At 72.4% G+C, this 26,380-nt stretch carries 26 protein-coding genes, 2 tRNA genes and 1 other RNA gene; 16 read left to right on the forward strand and 13 right to left on the reverse strand.

Going from position 1 to position 26,380, the window contains the following annotated elements; translation table 11 throughout:
• Nucleotides 1-272: 272 nt before the first annotated feature.
• From purD to ffs, 3 genes are all read right to left on the reverse strand, one after another.
• Entirely contained in the window at nt 273-1,526 is a 1,254-nt protein-coding gene (purD, locus tag ACIPSJ_RS16315; RefSeq protein ID WP_401346347.1) for a phosphoribosylamine--glycine ligase, read from the reverse strand.
• A 97-nt stretch (nt 1,527-1,623) separates the two neighbouring features.
• Nucleotides 1,624-3,942 (reverse strand): DNA polymerase III subunit gamma and tau, encoded by a 2,319-nt coding sequence (locus ACIPSJ_RS16320; RefSeq protein ID WP_401346350.1) that lies wholly within the window; start codon nt 3,940-3,942, stop codon nt 1,624-1,626.
• A 73-nt stretch (nt 3,943-4,015) separates the two neighbouring features.
• Nucleotides 4,016-4,110, reverse strand: an RNA gene (ffs, locus tag ACIPSJ_RS16325) — signal recognition particle sRNA small type.
• A gap of 73 nt (nt 4,111-4,183) precedes the next feature.
• On the opposite strand from ffs, the gene ACIPSJ_RS16330 reads away from it, so the two are divergent.
• Together ACIPSJ_RS16330 and ACIPSJ_RS16335 are read left to right on the forward strand one after the other, a co-directional pair.
• Nucleotides 4,184-4,271, forward strand: a tRNA-Ser gene (locus ACIPSJ_RS16330).
• Between the two features lie 130 nt (nt 4,272-4,401).
• Complete coding sequence (locus tag ACIPSJ_RS16335) at nt 4,402-5,823, forward strand: ATP-binding protein (protein ID WP_401346351.1); 1,422 nt, start codon at nt 4,402-4,404, stop codon at nt 5,821-5,823.
• An 88-nt stretch (nt 5,824-5,911) separates the two neighbouring features.
• On the opposite strand, the gene ACIPSJ_RS16340 is transcribed toward ACIPSJ_RS16335, so the two are convergent.
• From ACIPSJ_RS16340 to ACIPSJ_RS16375, 8 genes are all read right to left on the reverse strand, one after another.
• Nucleotides 5,912-6,457: a hypothetical protein gene (locus ACIPSJ_RS16340; protein WP_401346353.1), complete on the reverse strand. Its 546-nt coding sequence runs from the start codon at nt 6,455-6,457 to the stop codon at nt 5,912-5,914.
• Nucleotides 6,458-6,548: 91 nt separating this feature from the next.
• Complete coding sequence (locus ACIPSJ_RS16345; RefSeq protein ID WP_401346354.1) at nt 6,549-8,714, reverse strand: bifunctional polysaccharide deacetylase/glycosyltransferase family 2 protein; 2,166 nt, start codon at nt 8,712-8,714, stop codon at nt 6,549-6,551.
• 14 nt (nt 8,715-8,728) lie between these two features.
• Nucleotides 8,729-9,352, reverse strand: a complete 624-nt coding sequence (locus ACIPSJ_RS16350; protein ID WP_401346355.1) for a hypothetical protein — start codon at nt 9,350-9,352, stop codon at nt 8,729-8,731.
• Nucleotides 9,353-9,458: 106 nt separating this feature from the next.
• A complete protein-coding gene (locus ACIPSJ_RS16355; RefSeq protein ID WP_401346358.1) occupies nt 9,459-11,468 on the reverse strand; it encodes a copper resistance protein CopC in 2,010 nt (669 codons plus the stop codon).
• A 121-nt stretch (nt 11,469-11,589) separates the two neighbouring features.
• The gene (locus tag ACIPSJ_RS16360) at nt 11,590-12,351 is read right to left on the reverse strand and encodes an SDR family NAD(P)-dependent oxidoreductase (protein ID WP_401346360.1); all 762 of its coding nucleotides are present in this window, start codon (nt 12,349-12,351) and stop codon (nt 11,590-11,592) included.
• Complete coding sequence (locus tag ACIPSJ_RS16365) at nt 12,348-12,800, reverse strand: cupin domain-containing protein (protein WP_401347408.1); 453 nt, start codon at nt 12,798-12,800, stop codon at nt 12,348-12,350. Before ACIPSJ_RS16365 ends, ACIPSJ_RS16360 begins: the two co-directional genes overlap by 4 nt.
• 48 nt (nt 12,801-12,848) lie before the next feature.
• The gene (locus ACIPSJ_RS16370; protein WP_401346362.1) at nt 12,849-13,472 is read right to left on the reverse strand and encodes a GNAT family N-acetyltransferase; all 624 of its coding nucleotides are present in this window, start codon (nt 13,470-13,472) and stop codon (nt 12,849-12,851) included.
• Nucleotides 13,465-15,588, reverse strand: coding sequence for a penicillin acylase family protein (locus tag ACIPSJ_RS16375; protein WP_401346364.1), 2,124 nt, complete (start codon nt 15,586-15,588; stop codon nt 13,465-13,467). The genes ACIPSJ_RS16370 and ACIPSJ_RS16375 overlap by 8 nt, the downstream gene beginning before the upstream one ends.
• A gap of 166 nt (nt 15,589-15,754) precedes the next feature.
• On the opposite strand from ACIPSJ_RS16375, the gene ACIPSJ_RS16380 reads away from it, so the two are divergent.
• The 4 genes from ACIPSJ_RS16380 (at nt 15,755) to ACIPSJ_RS16395 (ending at nt 17,772) form a co-directional block, all read left to right on the forward strand.
• Nucleotides 15,755-16,366, forward strand: coding sequence for an HhH-GPD-type base excision DNA repair protein (locus tag ACIPSJ_RS16380; protein ID WP_401346365.1), 612 nt, complete (start codon nt 15,755-15,757; stop codon nt 16,364-16,366).
• Between the two features lie 114 nt (nt 16,367-16,480).
• Nucleotides 16,481-17,128, forward strand: a complete 648-nt coding sequence (locus ACIPSJ_RS16385) for an HdeD family acid-resistance protein (protein ID WP_359211853.1) — start codon at nt 16,481-16,483, stop codon at nt 17,126-17,128.
• A gap of 94 nt (nt 17,129-17,222) precedes the next feature.
• Nucleotides 17,223-17,570: a hypothetical protein gene (locus ACIPSJ_RS16390; protein WP_401346368.1), complete on the forward strand. Its 348-nt coding sequence runs from the start codon at nt 17,223-17,225 to the stop codon at nt 17,568-17,570.
• Between the two features lie 73 nt (nt 17,571-17,643).
• Entirely contained in the window at nt 17,644-17,772 is a 129-nt protein-coding gene (locus tag ACIPSJ_RS16395) for a hypothetical protein (protein WP_359211859.1), read from the forward strand.
• Between the two features lie 34 nt (nt 17,773-17,806).
• On the opposite strand, the gene ACIPSJ_RS16400 is transcribed toward ACIPSJ_RS16395, so the two are convergent.
• Nucleotides 17,807-19,381: a helicase HerA-like domain-containing protein gene (locus tag ACIPSJ_RS16400; protein ID WP_401346370.1), complete on the reverse strand. Its 1,575-nt coding sequence runs from the start codon at nt 19,379-19,381 to the stop codon at nt 17,807-17,809.
• A gap of 112 nt (nt 19,382-19,493) precedes the next feature.
• Here ACIPSJ_RS16400 and ACIPSJ_RS16405 point away from each other — a divergent pair, with 112 nt between their 5' ends.
• Together ACIPSJ_RS16405 and ACIPSJ_RS16410 are read left to right on the forward strand one after the other, a co-directional pair.
• Nucleotides 19,494-19,790, forward strand: coding sequence for a type II toxin-antitoxin system VapB family antitoxin (locus ACIPSJ_RS16405; RefSeq protein ID WP_003999914.1), 297 nt, complete (start codon nt 19,494-19,496; stop codon nt 19,788-19,790).
• Nucleotides 19,791-19,923: 133 nt separating this feature from the next.
• On the forward strand, nt 19,924-20,574 hold the full coding sequence (locus tag ACIPSJ_RS16410; RefSeq protein ID WP_401346373.1) for a LytR C-terminal domain-containing protein: 651 nt from the start codon (nt 19,924-19,926) through the stop codon (nt 20,572-20,574).
• A 141-nt stretch (nt 20,575-20,715) separates the two neighbouring features.
• Here the strand turns inward: ACIPSJ_RS16410 and upp are convergent, their stop codons facing one another.
• Entirely contained in the window at nt 20,716-21,351 is a 636-nt protein-coding gene (gene upp / locus ACIPSJ_RS16415; protein WP_123975854.1) for a uracil phosphoribosyltransferase, read from the reverse strand.
• A 115-nt stretch (nt 21,352-21,466) separates the two neighbouring features.
• Here upp and ACIPSJ_RS16420 point away from each other — a divergent pair, with 115 nt between their 5' ends.
• The 8 genes from ACIPSJ_RS16420 to ACIPSJ_RS16455 all read left to right on the forward strand — a co-directional run bounded on the left by ACIPSJ_RS16420 (nt 21,467) and on the right by ACIPSJ_RS16455 (nt 26,378).
• Nucleotides 21,467-21,664 (forward strand): hypothetical protein, encoded by a 198-nt coding sequence (locus ACIPSJ_RS16420; RefSeq protein WP_359211871.1) that lies wholly within the window; start codon nt 21,467-21,469, stop codon nt 21,662-21,664.
• Nucleotides 21,665-22,026: 362 nt separating this feature from the next.
• Nucleotides 22,027-22,554, forward strand: a complete 528-nt coding sequence (locus ACIPSJ_RS16425; protein WP_355713613.1) for a hypothetical protein — start codon at nt 22,027-22,029, stop codon at nt 22,552-22,554.
• Between the two features lie 56 nt (nt 22,555-22,610).
• A complete protein-coding gene (gene tadA / locus ACIPSJ_RS16430; RefSeq protein ID WP_359211875.1) occupies nt 22,611-23,042 on the forward strand; it encodes a tRNA adenosine(34) deaminase TadA in 432 nt (143 codons plus the stop codon).
• A gap of 66 nt (nt 23,043-23,108) precedes the next feature.
• Nucleotides 23,109-23,193, forward strand: a tRNA-Ser gene (locus ACIPSJ_RS16435).
• Nucleotides 23,194-23,494: 301 nt separating this feature from the next.
• Nucleotides 23,495-23,671: a hypothetical protein gene (locus ACIPSJ_RS16440; RefSeq protein WP_359211878.1), complete on the forward strand. Its 177-nt coding sequence runs from the start codon at nt 23,495-23,497 to the stop codon at nt 23,669-23,671.
• A gap of 22 nt (nt 23,672-23,693) precedes the next feature.
• Nucleotides 23,694-23,987 carry a Dabb family protein gene (locus ACIPSJ_RS16445; RefSeq protein ID WP_401346378.1) on the forward strand — a complete coding sequence of 98 codons (294 nt, stop codon included), beginning with the start codon at nt 23,694-23,696 and terminating at the stop codon, nt 23,985-23,987.
• Between the two features lie 193 nt (nt 23,988-24,180).
• Nucleotides 24,181-25,086: a SigB/SigF/SigG family RNA polymerase sigma factor gene (locus ACIPSJ_RS16450; RefSeq protein ID WP_359212179.1), complete on the forward strand. Its 906-nt coding sequence runs from the start codon at nt 24,181-24,183 to the stop codon at nt 25,084-25,086.
• A 365-nt stretch (nt 25,087-25,451) separates the two neighbouring features.
• Complete coding sequence (locus ACIPSJ_RS16455) at nt 25,452-26,378, forward strand: RNA polymerase sigma factor SigF (RefSeq protein ID WP_359211884.1); 927 nt, start codon at nt 25,452-25,454, stop codon at nt 26,376-26,378.
• The last annotated feature ends 2 nt before the right edge of the window (nt 26,379-26,380 follow it).

Genomic DNA, 26,380 nt, shown 5'->3' on the forward strand with positions numbered 1-26,380 from the left:
CCTCCCTGCTGTCCTGGCGCCGTCCTGGCTGTTGCTCACTCCCCCACTGTGGCACCCCTCACTGACATCGCAATGCCGGTGGGCCAAGTGCCGGAACGCTTGCGCCGCACCCTAGTTGGGGCCTCGGCCCCCGTCAGCCGGATGGGGCATCGGTCACTCGATGGAATGGCTTTGGTCAGAGGTGATCGACAGACAGCAACGATCAGGCCCCGGATTTCGAAATCCGGGGCCTGATCAGGAACTGAAGCGGATGAAAGGGTTCTCGCCGGTGCTCAGGCCTCGGCCGCCGCCTTCGCCGCGATGTCCGTACGGTGCTGGGAGCCGTCGAGACCGATGCGCTCCACCGCCGTGTACGCCCGCTCGCGGGCCTGGGTGAGGTCCTTGCCGGTCGCCGTGACGGAGAGGACGCGGCCGCCCGCGCTGACGACCGCGTCGCCGTCCCGCTTCGTCCCCGCGTGCAGCACGTAGGCGTGCGGGGCGTCCTCGGCGGCCACCGCGTCGAGGCCGGTGATGGGGTCGCCGGTGCGCGGGGTGCCGGGGTAGTTGTGGGAGGCGACGACCACGGTGACCGCGGCGTCCTCGCGCCAGCGCAGCGGCGGCAGGTCGTCGAGGGTGCCGTTCGCGGCGGCGAGCAGGACGCCGGCCAGCGGGGTCTTCAGGCGGGCGAGCACCACCTGGGTCTCCGGGTCGCCGAAGCGGGCGTTGAACTCGATGACCCGCACCCCGCGCGAGGTGATGGCGAGACCGGCGTAGAGCAGACCGGAGAACGGGGTGCCACGGCGCCGCATCTCGTCGACGGTGGGCTGGAGAACGGTCTCCAGGACCTCGTCGACGAGCTTGGGGTCGGCCCAGGGCAGCGGGGAGTAGGCGCCCATGCCACCGGTGTTCGGCCCCTCGTCGCCGTCCAGGGCGCGCTTGAAGTCCTGGGCGGGCTGGAGCGGGAGGACCGTCACACCGTCGGTGATCGCGAAGAGGGAGACCTCGGGGCCGTCGAGGAACTCCTCGATGACCACGCGCTCGCACCCGGCGGCATGCGCCTTGGCGGCGTCGAGGTCGTCGGTGACGACGACGCCCTTGCCCGCCGCGAGCCCGTCGTCCTTGACGACGTACGGCGCACCGAAGGCGTCGAGGGCCTCGGCGACCTCTTCGGCGTTCGTGCAGACGTACGAACGGGCGGTGGGCACGCCGGCCCCCGCCATCACGTCCTTGGCGAACGCCTTGGACCCCTCGATCCGCGCGGCTTCCCCGGAGGGGCCGAAGACCGGGATGCCGGCGGCGCGGACGGCGTCGGAGACGCCGACGACGAGCGGGGCCTCCGGGCCGACGACCACCAGGTCGGCGCCGAGTTCCGTGGCCAGCCCGGCCACGGCCGCGCCGTCCAGGGCGTCGACCTGGCGCAGCTCGGCCACCTCGGCGATGCCGGCGTTGCCGGGGGCGCAGTACAGCGCGGTGACGTCGGAATCGAGGGACAGAGAGCGGCACAGGGCGTGTTCGCGGGCGCCGCTGCCGATGACGAGGACCTTCACGGGGGTCAGCGTAGCCGGGCGGGCCGACTGGAGGTTCCTCCAAGGGGGCGGAGTGCGGGAGCGCCCGGTCCGCCAGGGGCGCCGCCCCGGGGCGCCGTCACTCGTTCTGGATCTCCTCCACGACCGTCGCCCCCAGCTCCTTCACGATCAGTTCGTGGCCGGAGAGGGCCGACTCGTCGAGGTCGGGGTCGTCCTCCTCGGGGATGTCGTCCTCGGGGGACACCGGGGGCGGTTCGGGGGCCGCGGGCCGCGGGGCCTGCGTCGCCGGTGCCGGGGCGGGCGACGGGCGGCCCTGGGGGGACGGGGCCGCCGCCGGGGCGGGCTGCGCGGGTGCCGGGTGGGCCGGAGCCGCCGGGGCGGAGCCGCCGTAGCCGGAGGACGCCGCAGGCGCGCCGTAACCGCCGACGGCGCCGGGCTGGCCACCGCCGTACCCGCCACCGGCCGGGGCCTGGCCGCCGCCCGTCGGGTCGACGACCGCTTCGATCCGCCACTGCACGCCGAACTGCTCGGTCAGCGCCTGCCGCAGCACGTCCTCGCTGCCGCTGCCGCCGAAGTTGTCGCGGGCGCCGGCATTGACGAAGCCGAGCTGGAGGGTGGTGCCGTCGAAGCCGGTGACCTGGGCGTTCTGGCTGAGCAGGATCCAGGTGAAGCGGCGGCGGTTCTTGACCGCCTCCAGGATGTTCGGCCAGAGCACACGGGGGTCGAGGCCACCGGTGGGGGCGGCGGCCGCCGGGGCGGGAGCGGCCGGGGGCGCGGACGCCGCGGCCGGGGCCGGGGCGGGCGCCGGGGCACCGGTCGGAGGCTGGGCGGGGGCCTGGGCCGGGGCTGAGGCCTGGTGGGCCGCCGGGGCGCCCGGGGCCGCGGCCGTGGGCCAGCCGCCGGGGCGACGGGCCGCGCCACCCGCGGGGGCCGCGGTCGGCCAGGCGCCGGGCGCCGGGGCGGGAGCGGCGGCGGTGGGCGCGGGCGGAGGCGGGGTGGCCGGTGCGGCGGGGGCGGGGGCCGGAGGAGGAGCCGGCGCGGGATGCACGGGGGCCGGAGCCGCGGCCGGAGCCGGCTGCTGAGAGGCCGGCGGAGTCTGCGGGGCCTGCGAGGTGTGCGGAGCCGGTGCGGGCGCCGCTCCCCCTCGTGCCGCCGCCCGGGCCGCCGCCATCCCGCCGCCCTGGGGCACCTGGACCGGTGCCGCGGCCTGAGCGCCCATGTGCGCCTCGGGTCCGGGGACGTACCCCATCGCGGGCGCACCGCCCCCGCCCGAGAAGTTGACGCCCCGCTCCAGCCGGTCGAGGCGGGCCATCACGGACCGCTCGTCGCCGTAGGCGGCAGGCAGCAGCACGCGCGCGCAGATCAGCTCCAGCTGGAGCCGGGGAGAGGTGGCGCCGCGCATCTCGGTCAGCCCCGCGTTGACGAGGTCGGCGGCGCGGCTGAGCTCGGCGGCGCCGAAGGTGCCGGCCTGGGCCTGCATCCGTTCCAGCACGTCGGCGGGGGCGTCGAACAGCCCCTTCTCCACGGCGTCCGGAACGGCGGCGAGGATCACGAGATCCCGCAGCCGCTCCAGCAGGTCGGCCACGAACCGGCGCGGGTCGTTCCCGCCCTCGATGATGCGGTCGACGACCTCGAAGGCGGCGGCGCCGTCCCCGGTCGCGAAGGCCTCGACGACGGAGTCGAGCAGCGACCCGTCGGTGTACCCGAGCAGAGAGGTGGCCATGGCATACGTCACACCCTCCTCGCCCGCGCCGGCGAGGAGCTGGTCCATGACGGACATGGAGTCACGCACGGACCCCGCACCGGCGCGCACCACCAGCGGCAGCACGCCGTCCGCGACGGGGATCTGCTCCTTCCCGCACACCTCGCCCAGGTACTCCCGCAGCGTGCCAGGCGGCACCAGCCGGAAGGGATAGTGATGGGTCCGTGACCGGATGGTCCCGATGACCTTCTCGGGCTCGGTCGTGGCGAAGATGAACTTGAGGTGCTCCGGGGGCTCCTCGACGACCTTGAGCAGCGCGTTGAAGCCGGCCGACGTGACCATGTGGGCCTCGTCGATGATGTAGATCTTGTAGCGGCTGCCGGCGGGGCCGAAGAAGGCCTTCTCGCGCAGCTCGCGGGCGTCGTCCACACCACCGTGAGAGGCCGCGTCGATCTCGATCACGTCGATCGAGCCCGGCCCGTTGCGTGCCAGGTCCTGGCACGACTGGCACTCCCCGCACGGGGTCGGCGTGGGCCCCTGCTCGCAGTTCAGGCACCGGGCCAGGATCCGCGCGCTGGTCGTCTTGCCACACCCACGCGGGCCGCTGAACAGGTACGCGTGATTGACCCGGTTGTTCCGCAGCGCCTGCTGCAGCGGGTCGGTGACATGCTCCTGCCCGATGACCTCGGCGAACGACTCCGGGCGATAGCGGCGGTACAGCGCGAGAGACGACACGCATACGAGGTTATAGGCGCCCACTGACAACCCACCCCGCCGAAGCCCCCGCGCCCGGCACGGCCCGGCACACGCAAGCGCCCCCCACGCACCCGCCAGAGCCAACCTACCCTTGCTGCCTTCCGGCCCTGGGGGAGTTCAGTCAGATAGCGCCGCGTGAGGGGCTCTGCACAGAGTACCCGACGTCAGGGGGTGGGAACGAGTTCGCAAGCACTCCTCTCGGTCATGTAATGTTCCCACCGGAGGATTCGCCTAGAGGCCTAGGGCGCACGCTTGGAAAGCGTGTTGGGGGCAACCCCTCACGAGTTCGAATCTCGTATCCTCCGCCAGCCCAGAGGGCCGGACCACGAAAGTGGTCCGGCCCTCTGGCGTTATGAGGCCCGCGTCCGGCTCGGATGGAGGGATGGTAGCGACGCAGATAGTATCTCTGCCGATAGTATCTACGGAGGGAGGCTCGTCGTGCGTCGCTTCATCGGACGGGACCGTGAGCTGACCGTGCTCGGCAACGCCCTGGGGGCGGTCCGCGATGCCGTCGGGTCGGCGAAGCCGGGGCAGTGCGTCCTCATGCGGGGAAGGCGGCGGGTCGGCAAGTCCAGCCTCGTCGAGGAGTTCCTCCGGCGCACCGAGACGCCGTACCTCTTCTTCACCGCTGCGGGCGGCACGGCCGAGGACGAACTGACGGAACTGCTCGACGCCGTCGCCAGATCCACCCTGCCGGAGCGGGAACTGTTCTCCGAGGAGACCCCGACCCAGTGGAACGCGGCCTTGAGGCTGCTCGCGGAGATCCTTCCCGACGACAGCCCGAGCGTGGTGGTCATCGACGAGGTTCCGTATCTCATGGACCGGATCGACGCCTTCGAGGGCATGCTCCAGCGGGCATGGGACCGGCTGCTCAGCCGTAAACCGGTGCTTCTCCTCCTGGTCGGGTCCGATCTGTCGATGATGGAGGCGCTGAACAGCTACGACCGTCCCTTTCACCAGCGGGGCCGGGAAATGGTCGTGGGGCCGCTGAACCCGGCCGACATCGGCGAGATGCTCGATCTGCCTCCGGCGGCCGCCTTCGACGCCGCTCTGATCACTGGCGGGCTTCCCCTGATCTGCGCCGAGTGGCGGGCCGGAGCGGGGCTCTGGGATTTTCTCCGCGCCTCCCTTGACAACCCGATCTCGGCGCTGCTGGTCTCCGCCGAGCGCTCACTGGCCGCGGAGTTTCCACCGCAGGCGATGAGCAGGGAGGTGCTGCGCGCCATCGGTTCCGGGGAACGGACCTTCACCAACATCGCGCGCGCGGCCGGCGGTATCGCCCACACCACACTGACCCGAGCCACCGACGTCCTGACCGAGAAACGGGTCGTCGCCGCTGAGCTGCCCCTCTCACTGCGGCCGTCGAAGGAACGCCGCTACCGGGTGGCCGACCCCTACCTGCGCTTCTGGCTCGCGTTTCTGGATCCGCACATGGCGGAGATCGAGCGGATGCGGGGAGATCTCACACTGAACCGCATCCAGGAGCGGTGGACGAGCTGGCGCGGCCGCGCGATCGAACCCCTGGTGCGGGAGTCCCTCGCCCGTCTCCTGCCGGACGGACTCCTCCCCGCTGCCCCAGCGGTCGGCGGGTACTGGACTCGCAGCAACGACGTCGAAATCGACCTGGTGGGCGCCGACCGGCAGCCGGTGGCCAAGCAGTTGCTCTTCCTCGGCTCGGTCAAGTGGCTGGAGAACTCCGCGTTCGACGGCCACGACCTGGCGGCATTGCAGAAGCACCGGGCGGCGGTCACCGACGAGCCCGTACCGCTTGTGGCGGTCTCCCGCAGCGGGGTCGGCTGTTCCGGCCTTCAGGCGGTGTACGGCCCCGAGGAACTGCTCAGCGCTTGGCGCGGGGCATGAGCAGGAAAGACGAACACGTGGAAGGCGTGTTGGGGGGCAACCCCGGGCAACGGGTGTGGCAGAGCCCGCGAGGTCGCCTCGACCTCGGCTACGACGGAGGGGCGTAGGGGTTCCCGTCCGGGGTCAGGGGGCCGTGCCACCACATGGCCGGGGGCGGGACGGGGACCCAGGCCGGGCCGCGGTGGTCCAGCCACCAGCGGCCGATGGTGTGGAACTTGTCCTCGAAGCCGCGGTCCCAGTTGAGGAAGCCGGTGATGGGTGCTCGCAGGCGGGTGGCGCGGCCGCCCGCTTCGTAGATCACGACGGTGCGGCTGCCGAGAAGGGACTCGATCCGGACGGCCTGGACGTCCGACCAGGGGATGGTCCTGCGGCGGAGGTTGCGCACGACGGCCGCCGACGGGGTGAGCGTGACTCCGAAGGGCCGCGGGAAGATCAGCACCACGGGCAGCAGGACGGCCCACATGGCCAGGGTGAAGAGCACGGGACCGGATGATCCCCCGCTCAACCACAACAGGGCCTGGAAGGCGGTGACGATGACGGCGGGCAGCGCGGACAGCAGGCGTTGGAGCCGCGTCAGCCGATAACGGACACACTCCGCCGACGGCATGGCCTCGGCCCGCGATCGTTCCCTCATCCCCCGCCCCTCACGTGCCGCGGCCGACGTTGATCGACCACCGCCAAGGCAGCATGGCGGACCCAGAGTGCGCTGTCCATCCACCTGCTCGTCACTTCTCGGCGGCCGCCGGGGCCGGAAGGCTGCCGTAGCGCTCCATGCGTTGCCAGCGCAGTCGGGAGCCCGAGACGGCGGTGAAGACGGACTGGATGACGACCAGGTACATCAGCTGGCGGTAGACGAACTGCTGCAGCGGCAGGCTCCAGAGCGGACCGGGGCGTTCCCTGTCGAGGCGGAACGCGTACAGGCCCATGACCAGTTGCAGGAGCAGGAAGGCGAGCCACAGGGCCGTGATCCGGAGCGGGTCGAGGAAGAGCAGGCCGTAGACCGCGAAGACGTCGACGACGGGGGCGAGCAGGGGCAGCAGGACCTGGAAGAGGAGGAGATAGCCCAGGCCGCGGCGGCCGAGCTTGCCGGCCGCGCCGCGTTGGATCAGGGCGCCGCGGTGTTTCCACATCGCCTGCAGGGTGCCGTAGCACCAGCGGTACCGCTGCCGCCACAGGGCGTCCAGGGAGGCGGGTGCCTCGGTCCAGGCCACCGCCCGCTCCTCGTAGACCACACGCCAGCCGGCCCGGCACAGGGCCATGGTGAGGTCGGTGTCCTCGGCGAGGGTGACGTCGCTGACGCCGCCCAGGGCGAGCAGCGCCCGGCGGCGGAAGGCGCCGACCGCGCCGGGCACGGTGGGCATGCATTCGGCGAGGTCGAAGAGGCGACGGTCGAGGTTGAAGCCGACCACGTACTCGATGTGCTGCCAACGGCCGAGCAGGCCACCGCGGTTGACGACCTTGGCGTTGCCGGAGACGGCTCCGACGCGCGGGTCGGCGAAGGGCTGTACGAGGGTGCGTACGGTGCCGGGCTCGAAGACCGTGTCGCCGTCGACCATGACCACCAGGTCACAGCCGGCGGCGGCCAGGCCGGTGTTGAGCGCGGCGGGCTTGCCCGCGTTCCGCTGCCGGATCACCCGTACCCCCGGCAGACCGAGGGACTCCACCAGGTCGGCGGTGCCGTCGGTGGAACCGTCGTCCACCACGATGATCTCGACGGGGTGGTCGGAGGCGAGCAGGGAGCGTACGGCCGCCTCGATCCCGGCGCTCTCGTTGTACGCGGGGACGATCACGCTGACCCGTTCGGTCACCGGCGGCCCCCAGGATCCGGCCCGGTCTCCCTTGCGCTGCCGCCGGTGCCGGCGGGCGGCGACGAGCACGACCGCCGCGCGCAGGACGCTGACCGCTCCGGCCGCGTACATCAGCCAGCCCAGCACGCGCACGGCCCGGTCGCCGCCCCGCAGCAGCCCGATGAGGGCCAGCCCCTGGAGGTGGTCGCCCAGCCCCGCGGGCCGGACCGGTCCGGCCATGCCGACGGCGGCGCCGACCGTCGCGAACCGGAAGCCGCGGGCCTTCAGCCGGGGGATCAGGGTGTTCAGGGCGGCGACGGTCTGGGCGCGGTCGCCGCCGGCGTCGTGCATCAGCACGATCTGCCCGGCGGTGCCGTGCGGGGTCGCGTTCGCGAGGACGCGTTCCGTACCGGGCCGCTGCCAGTCCTGGGCGTCCTGGGTGGAGAGCACCGTGACGTACCCGGCCGCGCCCGCCTGCTTCAGGACGGACCAGTCGGCGTCGTCCAGCGCGTCGTTCTCCGAGGAGTACGGCGGCCTCAGCAGCGCGGTGGTGACCCCGGCCGCACCGGCCACCGCGAGCTGGGTCTCGCGCAGTTCCAGCGAGCGCTGCCAGGGGGCGAGGCGGGACAGGTCGGGGTGGGTGAACGTGTGGATGCCGATCTGGTGACCGTCGGCGACGATCCGGCGGACCAGCTCCGGGTGGTCCACCACCTCGGTGCCGACGACGAAGAAGGTCGCGTGGACGTGGTTGCGGCGCAGCACGTCGAGGATGCGCGGTGTCCAGGTGAGGTCCGGGCCGTCGTCGAAGGTGAGGGCGATCGTGCGGGCCTTCGGGCGTGCGGTGTGCGGGGCGGTGGCGGCGTTCGCGATCACCGGCCCGCCGTCGGTCACCCGCGTGGGCACGGCATCGCTCCGGCCCCGGGGGCCGGTCTCGTCGTCCGACGTGATCCCGAACATGTGGTGGGTGTAGCCCTGCAGCAGCAGGGCCGCCGACAGGGTCACCACGAGCACGCAGAGCAGCAGCCAGTGCGTGCGGGGGGTGATCTGGCCGGTACGGCCACGAAGGCGGAACGGAGCAGCGGTATGGCTTCGGCGGTCGGTCATGTCAGGGCCCTGGATCACTTCACGGGCCGGTGGGACGAGCCGACGGCGCGCCCCTTGGAGGAGTGGGTGGAGGCGGGGGCGGAGGTGGAAGCAGGCGTGGTGGTGGGGGTGGCGCCGGGAGTCGTGGTGGCGGGCGTGGTCGGGGAGGCGGTGGCGGCCGGTGTCGTGGTGGGCCCGGTGGTCGCCGTGGCGGTCGTCGAGGCGGAGGCGGTCGCCCGGCGCGCGGCCGGACGGGAGCCGGCGGGGCGGGAACCGTCGTACGCCTCCCCGGAACTCGCGCTCCCCGCGGCCTGGCCGTCGCCGCCGGACGGGGCGTCGGGGGCGGTCGCGTGGGGCGTGGCCGTGCGCGGGGTCTCCGGCAGCGGGACGAACGGGGCGCTGATGGTGGGGCCGCCCAGGACCGAGCTGATGAGCAGGGCGACATAGCAGGCGGCGGGGATCACCAGCAGTTGGGCGGCGCGCCGGACGCGGTGCTGGCGGCGGCCCGAGGCGTCCACGAAGACGGGCCGTGCCGGATCGTTCTCCGCCGGGTCCTGGTCCGGGTGGTCCGGGGGCAGCACGGTGACGACGTCACCGTGTGGGGAGTCGCCGTACGACTCCTCGCCGTACGCTCTGTCGTTCTCGTCCGTCCGTTGCACGTGCCCCGCCCCTGTCCATGCGGACGACCGACATGGTCGTCCGCATGAACAGAGCGCGGGAGGCCGAAACTGTTACACCCCGGCCTCGGGAACCGGCTTGCCCAGGTCAGGGGGCGATCCGGATCTTCCGCGCCACTGTCACCTGGTCGAGGTCCGACACCCGTACCGTCACGTTCATCGTCCACTCGCCCGCGATGGGGAGGTTGACGGAGTTGGTGCCCCAGTAGCCGCCCAGGTCGGTCAGGTTGGCGGGGAGGGGACCGATCTTCTGGGCGGCGAGGGTGAAGGAGAGGCGGAGTTCGGGGACGGTGGAGATGCCGTTGTCGGGGCCGAAGACGACCGCCTGCACGGAGTTCTTGCCGACCCGGCCCGGGTCCAGGGTGATCTGCACCTTGCCGTGGCCGTTCGGGGTGCCGACGTCGAACGGGACCATGGCGATGGCGGTCGCCGGGATGCCGGTCGCACCCGTCGCCGCCCCCGACTCGGCCGCCTCGGCCGCCGCCCGGCCGGGCAGGGTGCCGGTGAGGATCGTCGTGATGACCAGGACGGCCACGCCGATGGCGACCTCGGCGAGGACGGAGCGGCGCAGGGCCCGGTGGAGGGACGGGGTGGGGGGCTCCACCGGAAGACCATCGGGCGAGGCGTCCGTGGTGTCCGGGGCGTCCGTGGTGATCGGAGTGGCCGTGGTGTTCAGGGGCTCCGTCGTACTCAGAGCCCTCGTCGTGTTCAGGGCCTCCGTCGTGCTCACGGCCTCCCGGGTGTCCAGGGGCGGGGCTCCGACCGTCTCCGGGACACGGTCGCGGGATGCTGTCGCCGTCGCCGTCGCCGTCGCCGTCGCCGTGGCCGTCGCCGTGGCCGTCGTCATCGCCAGTTTCGCCGTCCAGTGGCGGGACTGGGAGGCCGCCGCCAGCAGCAGGGTCACCGCGCCGAGTTTGACGAGCAGGAGCCTGCCGTACGAGGTGTCGGTGAGCGCCTGCCAGGAGCCGAGGCCGCGCCAGGACTGGTAGACGCCGGTGACGACGAGGACCGTCACCGAGGCGAAGGCCACCCGGGAGAAGCGGGCGACGACGGCGGCCGGGAGGGGGGCGGCGGCGGTCCGGCGGAGGGTGAGGAGGAGGGCCGTGAGGCCGCCCAGCCAGAGGGCCATCGCCAGCAGGTGGAGCACCGAGGACGTCATCGCCAGCGGGACCTGGATGCCCGCCGAGGCGTGTTCGGCCGCCGCCCAGGTCAGGGCCAGGGCGAGGGAGAGGGCGGCGGCGGTCGCCAGGAGGGGGCGGGACCAGTGCTTTCGGCTCCGGAAGCGGAAGTAGAGGGCCGCCGTGACCGCGAGGAGCGCGACCCTGGCCAGCAGCGCCAGACCCGGCCGTCCGGTCGCGGCCTTGGCGAGCGCCGAGAGGTCGAGGGCGGTCGCCGGGGACGTGCCCTCCTCGTACGGGGAGCGGAGGACGAAGAGGAAGAGGGTGGCGGCCAGGAGCGCCCACCAGGCCGTCCGGATCGGCCCGCGCAGGGGACCGGCGTCCGGGGGGCGGCAGACGGTGATGAAGGCGACGGCGCCGACCAGCAGGGCCACGGCGAGGTAGGCGACGTAGCGGCCCATGTTGTAGAGGCTGTCGGTCGCCGGGTTCTCGACCGGGCCGGTGGGGACGGTCGCCGTGGTGGCCGACGGCTTGCCCACGGAGAAGGTGAGGGCGCCGGAGACCGGGTGGCTGTCCGCCGAGACGATCCGCCACGCCACGGTGAACGTGCCGGCGCCGAGCTTCTTCGGGAAGGTGATCCGGGCGGTGTCCGAGCCGGCGGGGCCGTGTTCGGCGTCGCTCGTGGTCACCCGGTGGTTGGTGGGGTCGTACACCCGGAACGAGTCGTCGAGCAGGCCGACGGACTCGGTGAAGGTGAGGGTGACCGCTCCGGGGGACGTCTTGAGTACGGCGCCGTCGGCGGGGTCGCTGTCGCGGAGGGCCGCGTGCGCGGAGGCGGGGGCGGCGGACGCGAGGAGGAGGGCGGCGAGGAGGGTGCCGATGAGAGTGAGGGCGCGTAGAGCCCTGTGCTTTGTCGGCGTCGGCTGCCGGTCGTGTTCTTCGCCCACGTCACCGTCCTGAGTTCGGAAACACGCGTTCATTGGTTATACGGATGGGGGGCGTTCGGCACTCATTTCGGCTGCGGGTCGGTGGGGGCCGGTCGCGCAGTTCCTCCCCCAGCCTTCGGCCGGGGGTACCCCCAGCGCCCCTGACGGAGCGCTGTCACCACGTCGGCCGTGCCGACACCCCGCCGTCCACCACCAGGTCGTGGCCCATGATCCAGGACGCGAGCGGCGATGTCAGGAAGAGCACCGCGTTCGCCACGTCCTCCGGGCTGCCCAGCCGGCCCGTCGGTGCCGCCTCCTGCCATCTGCGCACCCCCTCCGGCCAGGACTCGCTCAGCCCCTCCCGGTCGATCAGGCCGGGCGAGACGGTGTTCACGCGGATGCCGAAGGGGCCGTACTCCAGGGCCGCCGCTCTCGCGTGCGTGACCACCGCCGCCTTCGCCGCACTGTAGTGGGCGTGGCCGGGAGCCGGGTGGGTGGCCTCGATGGAGGCGATGTGGGTGATCGTGCCGCCGGCGGACCGGGCGCGCATGAGTTCGGCGGCGGCCTGGGTGCAGGCGAAGACGCTGGTGAGGTTGGTGTCGACGACCGCGCGCCAGTCGGCCGCGGTCATGCCGGGCAGCGGCTGTACGGGTTGCACGGCCGCGTTGTTGACCAGGGCCGTCAGACGGCCGCCGCACCGGTCCGCGGCCTCACGGACGACGCGGTGGCAGGTCCGCTCGTCGCCGAGATCGCCCTGTACGACGATCGCCCGGCCGTCGCCGATGGCCGCGGCCGTCTCGCGCGCCGCCGCCACCGCCGTGTGGCAGTGCAACGCCACCGCCGCGCCCTCCACCGCCAGGCGCCGGGCGATGGCCCGGCCGATGCCGCCGCTCGCGCCCGTGACCAGGACGGTCTGTCCGTCCAGCAGGTGGGTCATGGGCGGCAGAGTTCCGTGATCCGGGCGGCCTCGGCGGGGTAACGCGCCGTGAGGTGGGCCGCGTTCCCGTGTTCGTACCCCTCGTAGGTGAATCCGGGGGCCATGGTGCAGCCGAAGAGGGTCCAGGCACCGGCGGCCGCCACCCGGGCACCCACCCAGGTGCCGGCCGGGACGGTGAGCTGGAGGTGCTGGCCGTGCCGTATGTCCGGGCCGAGGACGGGGCTGCGGGTGGTGCCGTCGGGGTCGAGGAGCAGGAGGCGGAGCGGGTCGCCGAGGGAGAAGTGCCAGATCTCGTCGGAGGGGAGGCGGTGCAGGGCCGAGTAGTCGCCGGTGGTGAGGAGGGCGACGATCGCGGTGCCCTCGGGGCGGCCGTCGGCGCGTGCGGGACCGGCCCAGGTACGCCGGAACAGGCCGCCCTCGCGGGGGATCGGCTCCAGGTCGATAGGGATCTCCCCGGTTCGAGCGAAGCCTAGAACTGGGGAAGGGCGACGATGTCCTCAGGCGTCATCATCCGGGAAGGCCACCGCCCGGGTGAGAAAGGCCAGTTGAGCGCGTTTTTCCGGCAGGTGGACGTCCGGCAGGTCGATCTCGGGGAGTACGACGGCCGGGCCGAGCGTGAACCCCTGGCGCCGGAAGCGGGCGATCGCCCTCTCGTTGCGCACGTCCGGGTCCACGACGATGCGGCGGCGGCCGAGGGTACGCAGCGCGTACGCCGTGAAGGTGCCGAGAAGCGCCTCCGACCAGCCCGGACGCGGACCTTCGGCGCCGGGCGGGGCGAGCAGGACGTGGATGCCGATGTCGCCGGGGCGGACGTCGTAGCACTCGCTCACGCGGTCGGCCGCCGGTTCGTACGTCTGGAGGAGGGCGACCGGGGTGCCGTCCTTCTCGGCGAGGTGGGCGTGGTGGGTGTCGAGGGTGGCCATGTGGGCGTAGATCTCGGCGACCTGGGGGCGGGTGAGGCCGGTCATGCCCCAGAAGACGGCGCGTTCCTCACTGACCCAGGCGTGGACGACGGCGGAGTCGTGCGCCGGGTCGAGGGGCCGGAGACGGACGGTGCCGAAGCCGTCCACCGCCTCCTCGTGGACGGAGGTGCGAGGCTGTGGCTGCGTCTGTTCAGGCATCGGTGTTCTCCACGAGTTCCAGGCGGTCCCAGTCGGTGCTGACGGGGACGAGTTCTCCCTTGAGCCACAAGGGGAGTTGGTCGGTGTGGTGCGGTGTGCCGGGGACGCCGTCGGAGCCGAGCGGGACCACCCAGAGGCTGTGGTCGCGGTCAGCCAGGTCCCAGACGTAGCGGGCGGCCGGGCCGCGTGCGGAGCGGTCGGTGAGACCGGGGACGGCGGAGGTGCACAGCACACAGTCGTGGTCGCCGGACAGGGCCGGTCCTTCGTACGACGGCTCGGGCAGCGCCTGCCAGGGGGCGAGGCGGTGGGTGTCGCCCCAGCTGCGGGTCGGTCCGTCCGCGGCGACCTCCTCGATCGCCGCCCGTACGGCGGCGGGGCGGTCGATGCCGTACAACTCCTCCGCGCGCAGCAGGTGTTCCAGGGCGAAGGCGATCCGGGGGGTGAGGGCCAGCCAGGGGAGCAGGACCTCGGGGTACGCGGGGGGTTCGGTGAGGGCGGCGAAGGCGGGGTGCGCGGCGAGGTGGCGTACGACCGCGGTGCGTACGGCCGCGTAGACCGCGGCGTCGGTGCTGCCGGCGTCCATCCGGCGGTCCCAGGCGAGGAGGCGGTCGCGGAGCCGGGCGGCCTCGGGGGTGAGGGCGTCCAGGGCGGCCAGGTGGTCCAGGAGGGGGGCGGCGGAGGCGAGATGGGTGTCCATGTGGATCGCGGGCAGGTCGGCGGCGGACCAGGTGCGGCGCTCGTCGAGGAGGGCGCGGATGCGGTCGGCGCGGTGGGGCGGGGCGAACTCGACGCCGAGGGGGGTGGCCGGGCCGCGCTGGTTCGCCATCACGGCGGCGCCGTCGGTGAGTTCGCCGTACGGCGTCTCGTGCCAGCCGTGCCATGCGTGGCCGGGGAGCCAGGCGGGGGCGAGACGGGTGCGGTTGGTGCGGGAGCGGACGGGGACGCGGCCGGCGACGCGGTGCAGGGTGCCTCCGGCGGTGTCGGCGGCGTGGACCACGTTCACCGGCTCGGCCCAGGCGTCGAAGGCGCGGTCGACGTCGGTGACGTGGCGGGCGCGGAGGAGGGGGAGGAGGGCGCTGAAGCCGAGGTCGTGGGTGACGCGGGGCGGGTAGCGCAACGCCAGCGCCTCGGCTTCGCCTTCGGCGCAGGGTGCGGCGCCGTCGGCGGCTGCCGGTGCGTGGTCGGCCGCAGCAGCAGCCGCTTCGGTGATCACCGGTCCTCGGGGCGTTTCCAGGAGTTCGATCCGCAGGGACGGCTGTCCGGCTATCTCGACCGTCTCCGTGTGGCGTTCGGTCTCGGTCCAGGCGCCGTCCGGGCCGAGCGCGGCCACCGCTCCCGTCTCCGTGCGGCGCAGCCGTTCCCGGTAGAGGTCCTGGTAGTCGGCCATGGCGTTGGTGATGGACCAGGCGACCGTGCCCGTGTGGGCGAAGTGGGCGATGCCGGGGACGCCGGGGACCGCGAGGCCGAGCACGTCGAACTCCGGGCAGGAGAGGCGGATCTGCTGGTAGACGCCGGGGGACTCGATGAAGCGGTGCGGGTCGCCGGCGAGCAGGGCGTGGCCGGTGGTGGTGCGGGAGCCCGCCAGCAGCCAGCCGTTGCTGCCCACGGTGGTGGGGCCGTCCGTGGCGAAGAGGGGGACCGCCTCCTCGCCCAGGTGCCGGATCGCCTCCTCGCGCCACAGCTTGGCCGGGAAGCCGGCGAACAGGATGTGGGTGGCCAGCCAGATGCCCAGGGGGTGCCAGGGCTCCCAGGTGCCGGGGGCCAGGCCGGTGCGGGCGAACTCGGGCGTGCGGGCGGCTCCGGCCGCCAGTGCCTCGTTGACGCCGGCCACGTACGCCCGTACCCAGTCCGCCGTCTCGGGGTCCTGTCGCTCCAGCGCCTCGAAGCAGCGCCTCGCGGTGTCCGCCAGGCGGGCCCGGCGGGCGAAGACGTCCCAGGCGACGGCTGGGGAGCCGAGGAAGGAGGCCGAGGTGCCCTGCGCCCTGTGCCGTTCCACCTCCAGCTGCCAGGCCCGGTCGTGGGCCGTGACCCGGCCCTGCGCGCGGGCGAGTTCGCTCGCGTCGGCCGCCCGGAGGTGCGGGATGCCCCAGGCGTCGCGGTACGTCTCGATGGTCACCCGGTGACCCCCCTTGTCTGAGGTTAGGCTTGCCTAAGCTGAATCGTGCAGGAATCGTACGTGAGGGGTGAGAGGGCCGAGGAGGGTGGGCCGTCGCGAGTGCGCGAGGCCGGGCGAGGCGGGGCGGGACCGCGCGGGACCGGTCCGGGCGCGGGATCATCGGTGCATGGACGCCAATGCCGACACCCCCGCCGCCCTGCGTCTCGCCCAGGATCCCGAGGCCGACGAACTCCTCAGCCGCAGCAGGCTCGCCGCGCTCACCGGCATGCTGCTGGACCAGCAGGTGCCGATGGAGTGGGCGTTCAAGGGGCCCGCCACCATCGCGCACCGCATGGGCACGGACGATCTGGACGCGCACGAGATCGCCGCCCAGGATCCGGAGGCCTTCGCCGCGCTGCTCTCCGAGAAGCCGGCGGTGCACCGCTACCCCGGTTCCATGGCCAAGCGGATCCAGCAGCTGTGCCAGTACCTCGTCGAGCACTACGACGGTGACGCCGAGGGCGTCTGGCGCGGTGTCGGGACCGGGGCGGAGCTGCTGAAGCGGCTCCAGGAACTGCCCGGGTTCGGGAAGCAGAAGGCGCAGATCTTCCTGGCCCTGCTGGGCAAGCAGCTGGGGGTGACGCCGAAGGGGTGGCGGGAGGCCGCGGGGGCGTACGGGGAGGCGGAGTCGTTCCGGTCGGTGGCCGACATCACCGGGCCCGAGTCGCTGGCGAAGGTGCGGGCGCACAAGCAGGAGATGAAGGCGGCGGCGAAGGCGGCGAAGACCGGGGGCATGTGAGGGCGACGGCCCTCGTGCCCCGGGACTCCTTCCCTGACCCGGCCCGGGGCTTCCCCTCACCCGGTCGGCCGCTCCCTGCTGGCACGGCCGACCCCGCCGGTCTCAGCTGGAGACATGACCGAGCCTCCCAGCGCCGGCCCCGCCGACGACGACCGCAAGGTGCACGCCGGTGGTGTGCGGCATGAGTCCGAACCGCCCTTCGAAGGCCCGTTGCACGCCCTCGCGCAGGCCGCGTGGCAGACCGTTCTGCTCACCGGGATCGCCTCGCTGATCCTCGGCGTCCTGGTGCTCGTCTGGCCGGGTGCCTCGCTGCTCGCGGCCGGTGTGCTCTTCGGCATCTACCTGATCGTCAGCGGCGTCTTCCAGCTGGTGGCCGCCTTCGGCACCCACAAGGCGACCTCGCTGCGCGTACTGGCCTTCATCAGCGGCGCGCTGTCGATCCTGCTGGGCCTGTTCTGCTTCCGCGGCCCGCTGGAGTCGATCCTGCTGCTCGCCCTGTGGATCGGGATCGGCTGGCTGATCCGCGGGATCACCCAGACCATCGCCGCCGTGCACGACCCGGGGATGCCCGCCCGGGGATGGCTGATCTTCCTCGGCATCGTCACGTTCATCGCCGGCGTCGTGCTGATCGTCTCGCCGTTCAAGTCGGTCGCCGTGCTGACGCTGGTCGCCGGCATCTGGCTGGTCGTCGTCGGCATCGTGGAGATCATCGCCTCGTTCGGCATCCGCGGCCGGGCCAAGCACATCCCGCGGGCCGTGTGAACGGCGTCAACCCGGCGCCTCGCCGGTACGCCGAGCGAGCGGATCTCGTGCCCGGCGCGATGAACACCGGCCGCCGCGCGGGGAGATGACCGTCATGAGCAGCAGCCCCGCAGCCAGGCGTCGCCCGCGACCGGGCCACGCCTGGCCGCGGGCGCTCGTACTGCTGCTCGCCCTGCTGCTGCCCGCCGTCCCGACGGCCGCCGAGGCGCTCACCGCCGCCGCCCCGGCCGTCTCGGCCGAGACGGCCGAACACGACGTCCTCCACACCCCGCTCCGGCCGCCCGCCCGCGCCGTCCACCGCGCCGACGTACCCCAGCGCCCCGCGCCGCTCCCCGACCCGGCACCCGCCGGGCCGGCCGATCGCGGCCTGCGGCTCCGTGCGACGGCGCCGTGTCCGCCGTACGCCATGCCCCTCCTGCGCACCGTGGTCCTGCGCTGCTGACCGACCGCCCGGCCCCGCACTCCCCCAGGCCAGTCGGCTCACCCTCCGTCAGCTCTACGCAAGGAACACAGTCATGTCCTCAGACCCGTACGCGATCCTGCGCGCCCTGTTGCGTGCCGAAGCCGTCCGCAGCACGCCCAAGCCGGAGGTGAAGGCGGCGGAGCCGCCGCGGCCGCGGCCCCAGGACCAGAAGCACGGTTGATCCCTGAGGCGGAGGTGGGCCGGGGTCGTCCGGCTCACCTGCGCCGGCGCGCCGTACCGAACAGGGACCGGGTGATCTCACGGCCGAGCTGTGTGCCCACCGACCGGGCGAGGGACTTGAACATCCCGCTGCCGACCACCTGTTCGACCAGCGACGGCTCTTCTTTCCCGGCCTTCGGAGTCTTCGGGGCTCTCGGGGCCGGAGCCTCGGCTGCGGCCTCCGGTGCGGCGGCCCGCGTCCGCTGCAGCCGCTCGTACGCCGACTCGCGGTCCACAGCCTGTGCATAACGCCCGTAGAGCGCGGATGCCCGCACCGCCGCGTCGAGTTCCGCCGCGTCGACCGGCCCCATCAGCGACTCGGGGGCGCGCAGCCGGGTCGCCGCGACCGGTGTCGGGGCGCCGTCCTCGCTGAGCACGGTGACCACGGCCTCGCCGGTGCCGAGCCCGGTGAGCAGCTCTTCAAGGTCGTACGACGACTTCGGGAAGGTCTGCACGGTGGCCCGGAGCGCCTTCTGGTCCTCGGGGGTGAAGGCCCTGAGCGCGTGCTGGACGCGGTTGCCGAGCTGGCCCAGGACGTCGGACGGTACGTCCTTCGGGGTCTGCGTCACGAAGAAGACGCCGACTCCTTTCGAGCGAATCAGGCGCACGGTCTGCGTGATCGAGTCGAGGAACGCCTTCGACGCGCCGTTGAAGAGCAGATGCGCCTCGTCGAAGAAGAAGACCAGCTTCGGCCTGTCGGCGTCGCCGATCTCGGGGAGGTCGTGGAAGAGGTCGGCGAGCAGCCACATCAGGAAGGTGGAGAAGAGGAGCGGCTTGTCCTGGACGGCGGGGAGTTCCAGGACCGAGACGACACCGCGGCCGTCGGGCGCCGTACGCAGGAGGTCGGCCGTGTCGAACTCCGGCTCGCCGAAGAAGTCCGCCATGCCCTGCGCCTCGAAGGCGGTGAGGGAGCGGAGGATCACGCCGGCGGTGGCCGTGGACAGCCCGCCGACGTTCTTCAGCTCGGGCCGGCCCTCGTCCGAGGTGAGGAAGGCGACCACCGCCCGCAGGTCCTTGAGGTCGATCAGCTCCAGGCCCTTGGTGTCGGCGTAGTGGAAGATCAGGCCGAGGGACTGCTCCTGGGTCTGGTTGAGCCCGAGGACCTTCGACAGCAGCACCGGTCCGAAGCTGGTGATCGTGGCGCGGACGGGAACGCCGTGGCCGAGGCCGCCGAGCGCGAGGAACTCGGCCGGGAAGCCGGTCGCCGTCCAGTCCTGCCCGACCTCGCCCGCCCTCCCCCGGACCCGTTCACCCGCCTGCCCGGGGCGGGCGATGCCGGACAGGTCGCCCTTGACGTCCGCCAGGAACACCGGGACGCCCTGCGCCGAGAGCTGCTCGGCGATCAGCTGGAGCGTCTTGGTCTTGCCGGTGCCGGTGGCGCCGGCGACCAGGCCGTGGCGGTTGAGCATGGGGAGCGGGATGCGGACCTGGGCGTCGGCACGGCACCGCCCGTCCCAGAGCAGGGCACCGAGGTCCAGCGCCTGGCCGGTGAAGGCGTACCCGGCGGCGATCGCGGCGACCTCGTCATCCGCTCCAGGGGGCTTGTCACCGGCTTCACCGGCACTCGTCATCGGACCCTCGGTTCCCGTTTTGCCTCTTTGTCTCTTTTTACGGCGTCTTTTCCAGCGTCGCACTCGGTCGCCATGGCTGCGCCCGGAACGTCAGGACCGGTAGGCTTTCCGTGTGATCTTCAAGCGCATCGGAAACGGCCGGCCGTACCCCGACCACGGCCGGGAGAGCACCCGGCAGTGGGCGGACGTCGCACCGCGCCCGGTCCGCCTCGATCAGCTCGTGACGACCAAGGGGCAGCTCGACCTGGAGACCCTGCTCGCCGAGGACTCGACGTTCTACGGCGACCTCTTCGCGCACGTCGTGAAGTGGCAGGGCGACCTGTACCTGGAGGACGGGCTGCACCGCGCGGTCCGCGCCGCCCTGCAACAGCGCCAGGTGCTGCACGCACGCGTGCTCGAACTCGACTGAGCCGTCCGGGGATACACCCGGACACCCTGTCGCCACCCGCCGTTCCGCGCCGGTTGCCCCTTTCGGGTTGGACCGCGCACCGTCGGATGATCATCTATTAGTCAACGCCCCCGTGGCGCACTACGCTGCGCTCATGAGCATGCTGACTCCCCCCGGCATGGGCGGCCAGTACCGGATCACAGGGGACAAATACCCTCGCATGCGCCCGCGCCGGCGGCGTGCCCGGCTGACCCTCTCCGTGGTCGCCTCCGTCACCGCGCTCGGCCTGGTCGGCTGGGGCACCCTGCAGCTCATCGACGTCTTCACGGGCGGCGGCGGGACGGCCTCGGCGGCCGGCTCGGCGGGCGACTGCGTGAAGCGGGCCACCGCGAGCGCGAGTCCCGCGGCCGGGGCGACGGCGGCGGCGCTGCCGAAGCCGGCCCAGATCACGGTGAACGTCTACAACGCCACGACCCGCACGGGCCTGGCCAAGGACACCGCGGACGAGCTGAAGAAGCGCGGCTTCAAGATCGGCGACGTCGGCAACGCGCCGGCCCGGTTCGACCAGAAGATCAAGGGCACGGCGATACTGCTCGGCCCGGCCACCGCACTCAAGACCTCGCTCCCGGTGCTGGCCACCCAGCTGACCGCCGCCGACCAGCGCACGGAGGCGGGCCGCAAGGGCGCCGCCGTCGACCTGATCATCGGCAACGCCTTCAAGACCCTGACGCCCCAGGCGACGGCCGCGAAGGCGATCACGGCCCTGTCGGACCCCCAGCCGAAGGCGTCGAAGAACACCTGCTGAGGGCGGGGCACCGCCGCGCCCCGTAAGGGGCGCTGGGGGTACCCCCGGCCGAAGGCTGGGGGAGGAACTGCGCGACCAGCCACGACGAACCCGCAGCCGCGATCGCACCCGCACCCCTACGGCGCAAGAGCGCCCGGCGTCTTACTCCGCCGCGCCGTACAGCCGATCGCCCGCGTCCCCCAGCCCCGGCACGATGTACCCGTGCTCGTTCAGGTGGTCGTCCACCGCCGCCGTCACGACCGTGACCGGCGTGCCCGCGAGCTCGCGCTCCATGACCTCGACGCCCTCCGGCGCGGCCAGCAGGACCACCGCCGTCACGTCGTCCGCGCCACGCCGGATGAGCTCGCGGATCGCCGCGACCAGCGTGCCGCCCGTGGCCAGCATCGGGTCGAGGACGTACACCTGGCGCCCGGAGAGGTCCTCCGGCATCCGCGAGGCGTACGTGGACGCCTGTAGCGTCTCCTCGTTGCGGATCATGCCCAGGAAGCCCACCTCGGCGGTCGGCAGCAGCCGGACCATGCCGTCCAGCATGCCGAGCCCGGCCCGCAGGATCGGCACCACCAGCGGGCGCGGGCGGGCGAGCTTGACGCCGGTCGTGCGGGCGACCGGGGTCTGGATGTCGACGGCCTCGGTCCGCACGTCCCGGGTCGCCTCGTAGGCGAGCAGGGTGACCAGTTCGTCGGCGAGCCGGCGGAACGTCGCGGAGTCGGTGCGCTGGTCGCGCAGCGTGGTGAGCTTGTGGGCGACCAGAGGGTGGTCGACGACGTGGAGACGCATGTCCACAACAGTAACCGTGCCCGGCCGCCCTTCGCGCTGGCCCGCGCTGGCCCGTACCGGCATCAAACCCCCCGTCCGGGGGAAAGTGGGAGTGACGGACGGGGGTGGTGGGACCGTGCCAGAGCTGCCCGCGCGGCCCGGTCGCGCGTACGGCGCACCCGAGGGCGAGACGGACGCCGAGCGGCGCCGCCGCCGGGCCCTGTTCCTGCGCGAACTCGCCGAGGCGCGGGCGCTGCGCGACCGGGTCCAGCCCCGCCGCGCCAGGACGGCCCGGCTGCGGCACGCCCTGCGTATGCGGACGTTCCGCTGGTAAGAGCCGGTAACGCGGTAAGACACGGTAAGAGTCGTAAAGCTGATCCTTCGGCAAAGATCCACTGCTTGTGGCGCGTTGCGGTCCGCCATGGGGAAGTCCGTGCGTGGGCTGCGGGAAAACCCGCGTACGATCCGCAGGTGGCGGCAACGAGTGCGCTGGTGAGTCCGTTCGCGGACACATGAACGCCTCTTTGCATACGTGCGATCAAAACTGCCAGACACAGGGAGCCGAAGACGTCCCCTGAACGCCTTGTTTCTGCCACGATTCCGAGTGGGCGGGGCTCGGAGCACAGCTCTCCCCGCCCAGAACCTCCGCCGGGGGGACCCCCAACCGGCACGCCTAAGACCAGTGGGAGAGTCACGGTGTACTTCGCCGCACTGCTCGCGCGCACCGAAGACGGGTGGGAAGCGAGCGACACAGAGCTCGACGATGTGGAGACCCTGTCGGACCTGGCCGACCTGGCCCGGGAATCGGCCTCGGAGGCCGACGACACGGTGCTCGTCTTCATCGAGCAGGAAGACGCTTGGTTCGGCGTCGTTCGCGTCGACGGCGAGGAGGACCCCCGGGTCTTCGTCTCCAACGCCGCAGCCGCCGCCCGCAGCTCGTACGGCGAGCTCCTGCTCACCGACGAAATGCTCGGAAGGGAGCCCAAGGACGAAGCCGACGACCTGGACACCCTCGACCTCGACGGCACCGAGGACGGTGAGCCGGAGACGGAGGAGGACGACGACCCGGACAACTCCGCCGTGCCGGCCGGCCCGGTCGGCGACCCCGCGATCCTGGACGACCTGGGCGTGAGCGCCAAGGAGCTGCTCACCCTGGACGAGGACGCGCTCGGCGAGATCGCCGAGGCCCTGGGCGCCTCGGACGTCCTGGAGACCGTCCGCTGACCCTCCACGAGGCAACCGGGTCCCCCGACCCGGTACGCGACCGCTGGCGGGCCGCGATGCGGCTCGCCCTGGACGAGGCCGCACAGGCCGTCCGGGGCGGGGACGTCCCCGTCGGCGCCGTCGTACTGTCCCGGGACGGTACGACGGTCCTCGCGACCGGTCACAACGAACGCGAGGCCACCGCCGACCCCACCGCGCACGCCGAGGTGCTCGCCCTGCGCCGGGCGGCCGCGGCGCTCGGGGAGTGGCGGCTCACCGGCTGCACCCTCGTGGTCACGCTGGAGCCCTGCACGATGTGCGCGGGCGCCCTGGTCCAGTCCAGGGTCGACCGGGTCGTCTACGGCGCCCGCGACGACAAGGCCGGAGCCGCCGGCTCGCTCTGGGACGTCGTACGGGACCGGCGCCTGAACCACCGCCCCGAGGTCGTCGAGGGCGTCCTGGCGGAGGAGTCCGCCCGCCTCCTCACGGATTTCTTCCGCGACCGCTGAGGCCCGCCCCCGAGCCCCCGAATACCGATTTCAGAGCACGGCCCCCCGTGCTGTAAGGTCTCCCTCGGTAGCGTGTCCGAGCGGCCGAAGGAGCTCGCCTCGAAAGCGAGTGTGGCGCAAGTCACCGAGGGTTCAAATCCCTCCGCTACCGCTTCGAGAAAGGGCCCCGTCGAAAGACGGGGCCCTTTTCGTGTTTCGGTTTCCGGGAGGACGGTGTTCTCCCGGAGGACGGCGTTCTCCAGGGCGACGGCGATCTCCGGGCGACGGCGATCTCCGGAAATGGGGCTTCCGATCCGGCCACGCGCCCCCGAACGCGCCCTGGCGGGAGGCAAAGGGCTTCGACCAGCGGGGCGTTGGCCCTCAAGGGGGGCGTGAAGGCTACACTCGCGCCCGGCAGAGAGCGCACAGGGTACGCAGACACGCCGGCTGAGGCGGGCACAGGGGAGGCCGCGGTGGCGGTGAATGCCAAGAAGATCGCCACGTACGTGCTCGTGGTCTTCGCGCTGTACGTGATCATCACGGATCCGGCCAAGGCGGCCGACTACGTCCAGATAGGCTTCGAGGGCATATCGGACGCGGCCAAGGCCATCGGGCAGTTCATGACCTGGCTCGTGAACGGAGCCAAGTAGCGCACCCCCACCAGGAGCATCGATGATCCGCCATCTGGTTCTTTTCAAGCTCAACGACGGCGTCGGGCGCGACGATCCGCGCGTCGTCGCGGGCGCCGATGCCTTCTTCGCGCTCGGCGGCCAGATCGAGGAACTGCGCTCCTGGGAGTGCGGCTGGAACATCACCGACCGGCCCATCGCGTACGACTTCGCGATCAACTCCGCGGTCGAGGACACGGACGCGCTGAAGCGGTACGTGGAGCACCCGGCCCACCAGGCCGCCGCGGGGCAGTGGCGGGAGTTCGCCACGTGGGTGATCGCCGACTACGACTTCTGAGCGCCCCGCCCGCTTCGGAACACGGCCCCCCGCCGGGAACGGCGGGGGGCTTTTGCGTGCCTTATGCCTCAACTTGCCCGCATTCATTCCGACTCGCACTCAACACGACGCTATGGGGTGCTTGCACACAGTGCACATGTCTTGTGATGCTATGACCGCTTTTGACGGATGATTGACCGATGAAGAGGTGGCGTTGACCGTGTCGGCCAGTTCTGCGCCGCCCCAGGAAGAGGCGCCCGCCCCCACCCAGACCGCCGTCCAGCCCCCGGCCCAGCCCTCCGCCCAAACGCCCGCCCAAGCGCCCGCCCAGGGCCTCGCGCCGGCCCCCGAGAAGCGGCGGGGAGCCGACACCCGGGCGCTGACCCAGGTGCTCTTCGGCCAGCTCAAGGAGCTCAAGCCGGGCACGCCGGAGCACAACCGGGTGCGCGCGGCGCTCATCGAGGCGAACCTCCCGCTCGTGCGCTACGCGGCCGCCCGCTTCCGCTCCCGCAACGAGCCGATGGAGGACGTCGTCCAGGTCGGCACCATCGGGCTCATCAACGCCATCGACCGCTTCGACCCGGACCGGGGCGTGCAGTTCCCGACCTTCGCGATGCCGACCGTCGTCGGCGAGATCAAGCGCTACTTCCGGGACAACGTCCGCACCGTGCACGTACCGCGCCGGCTGCACGAGCTGTGGGTCCAGGTCAACAGCGCCACCGAGGACCTGACCACCGCCTTCGGCCGCTCCCCCTCCACCGCCGAGATCGCCGAACGGCTGCGGATCAGCGAGGACGAGGTGCTCTCCTGCATCGAGGCCGGCCGGTCGTACCACGCGACCTCCCTGGAGGCCGCCCAGGAGGGCGACGGGCTGCCGGGCCTCCTCGACCGCATCGGCTACGAGGACCCGGCCCTGGACGGCGTGGAACACCGCGACCTGGTCCGCCACCTCCTGGTCCAACTCCCCGAGCGGGAGCAGCGGATCCTGCTGCTGCGCTACTACAGCAACCTCACCCAGTCCCAGATCAGCGCGGAACTCGGCGTCTCCCAGATGCACGTCTCCCGCCTCCTCGCCCGCAGCTTCCAGCGCCTGCGCTCGGCCAACCGCATCGAGGCCTGACCCCCCACGCCCACACCGCGCAAGCGCCGCGCCCGCACCACGCCCGAAAGGCCCGTTACCGGTCCGAGATCCGCCCCGCGCGACTTGGTACGCCCGTAACCGCGCACAGGATCGAGCCATCACCGGCGCGAGCGAATCGCTCACCAGCGCACTTCCCGACAGTTGAGGGTCGAAAAAGCGTCAGACCCCCTGCATCCAGGGCGGATTCACTTCCTACGTGTCGACATGTCACTACAGCGTGTTGCCGACATGTGACATTCTGCCGGAAGCGCGTTTGCCGGGGCCCCGGCTCCGGTATTCAGGTGAAGGCGCGGTTCCTCCCAGGGAACACCGCCGCGACCGTCCCGCGACCCAAAGGGGGTGGCATGTCCGCAGACCAGGGCAGCTCGAAGGTGCTCACGCCCACGCCCAGCGAGGCAGCGCCCAAGAAGCTCGACGCCATCGACGTGCTCGACAGCATCGATGGCGCGATCGACGGCGCCCCGGCGCTGGAGGCTCCGCCGGCCCAGGAAGTTCCGGCCGTCTCGGAGAACCTCGACACCCGCACCCTGTCCCGCTCCCTGTTCCTGCGCCTTGCCGCACTCGAAGAGGACAGCCCCGAGCGTGCCTACGTCCGGGACACCCTGATCGAACTCAACCTCCCCCTCGTGCGCTACGCGGCGGCCCGCTTCCGCAGCCGCAACGAGCCGATGGAGGACATCGTCCAGGTCGGCACCATCGGCCTGATCAAGGCGATCGACCGCTTCGACTGCGAACGGGGCGTGGAGTTCCCGACGTTCGCGATGCCGACCGTGGTCGGTGAGATCAAGCGGTTCTTCCGGGACACCTCCTGGTCGGTCCGCGTCCCGCGCCGCCTCCAGGAGCTGCGGCTGGCCCTCACCAAGGCCAGCGACGAGCTCTCCCAGAAGCTGGACCGCTCCCCGACGGTGCCCGAACTCGCCGCCGTGCTCGGCGTCTCCGAGGAGGACGTCGTCGACGGCCTCGCCGTCGGCAACGCGTACACCGCCTCCTCCCTCGACTCCCCGGCCCCCGAGGACGACGGCGGCGAGGGCTCCCTGGCCGACCGCCTCGGCTACGAGGACACGGCCCTGGAGGGCGTCGAGTACCGCGAGTCGCTGAAGCCGCTGCTGGCCAAGCTCCCGCCGCGCGAGCGCCGGATCATCATGCTGCGCTTCTTCGCGAACATGACCCAGTCCCAGATCGGCGAGGAGGTCGGCATCTCCCAGATGCACGTCTCCCGGCTACTGACCCGCACCCTGGCCCAGCTCCGCGAGGGCCTGATCTCGGACTGAAC

Source organism: Streptomyces sp. NPDC090088, assembly GCF_044747345.1.
Lineage (GTDB): Bacteria > Actinomycetota > Actinomycetes > Streptomycetales > Streptomycetaceae > Streptomyces.

Bases quoted from the DNA above. Each gene is read 5' to 3' on its own strand.
- ACIPSJ_RS16385 (WP_359211853.1), top strand. From the start codon at position 16,481: ATGACCGAGCCTCCCAGCGCCGGCCCCGCCGACGACGACCGCAAGGTG.
- ACIPSJ_RS16340 (WP_401346353.1), bottom strand. From the start codon at position 6,457: ATGAGGGAACGATCGCGGGCCGAGGCCATGCCGTCGGCGGAGTGTGTC.
- ACIPSJ_RS16370 (WP_401346362.1), bottom strand. From the start codon at position 13,472: ATGCCTGAACAGACGCAGCCACAGCCTCGCACCTCCGTCCACGAGGAG.
- ACIPSJ_RS16360 (WP_401346360.1), bottom strand. From the start codon at position 12,351: ATGACCCACCTGCTGGACGGACAGACCGTCCTGGTCACGGGCGCGAGC.
- ACIPSJ_RS16390 (WP_401346368.1), top strand. From the start codon at position 17,223: ATGAGCAGCAGCCCCGCAGCCAGGCGTCGCCCGCGACCGGGCCACGCC.
- upp (WP_123975854.1), bottom strand. From the start codon at position 21,351: ATGCGTCTCCACGTCGTCGACCACCCTCTGGTCGCCCACAAGCTCACC.
- ACIPSJ_RS16395 (WP_359211859.1), top strand. From the start codon at position 17,644: ATGTCCTCAGACCCGTACGCGATCCTGCGCGCCCTGTTGCGTGCCGAA.
- ACIPSJ_RS16455 (WP_359211884.1), top strand. From the start codon at position 25,452: ATGTCCGCAGACCAGGGCAGCTCGAAGGTGCTCACGCCCACGCCCAGC.
- tadA (WP_359211875.1), top strand. From the start codon at position 22,611: ATGCGGCTCGCCCTGGACGAGGCCGCACAGGCCGTCCGGGGCGGGGAC.
- ACIPSJ_RS16410 (WP_401346373.1), top strand. From the start codon at position 19,924: ATGAGCATGCTGACTCCCCCCGGCATGGGCGGCCAGTACCGGATCACA.
- ACIPSJ_RS16445 (WP_401346378.1), top strand. From the start codon at position 23,694: ATGATCCGCCATCTGGTTCTTTTCAAGCTCAACGACGGCGTCGGGCGC.
- ACIPSJ_RS16355 (WP_401346358.1), bottom strand. From the start codon at position 11,468: ATGAACGCGTGTTTCCGAACTCAGGACGGTGACGTGGGCGAAGAACAC.
- ACIPSJ_RS16345 (WP_401346354.1), bottom strand. From the start codon at position 8,714: ATGACCGACCGCCGAAGCCATACCGCTGCTCCGTTCCGCCTTCGTGGC.
- ACIPSJ_RS16380 (WP_401346365.1), top strand. From the start codon at position 15,755: ATGGACGCCAATGCCGACACCCCCGCCGCCCTGCGTCTCGCCCAGGAT.
- ACIPSJ_RS16400 (WP_401346370.1), bottom strand. From the start codon at position 19,381: ATGACGAGTGCCGGTGAAGCCGGTGACAAGCCCCCTGGAGCGGATGAC.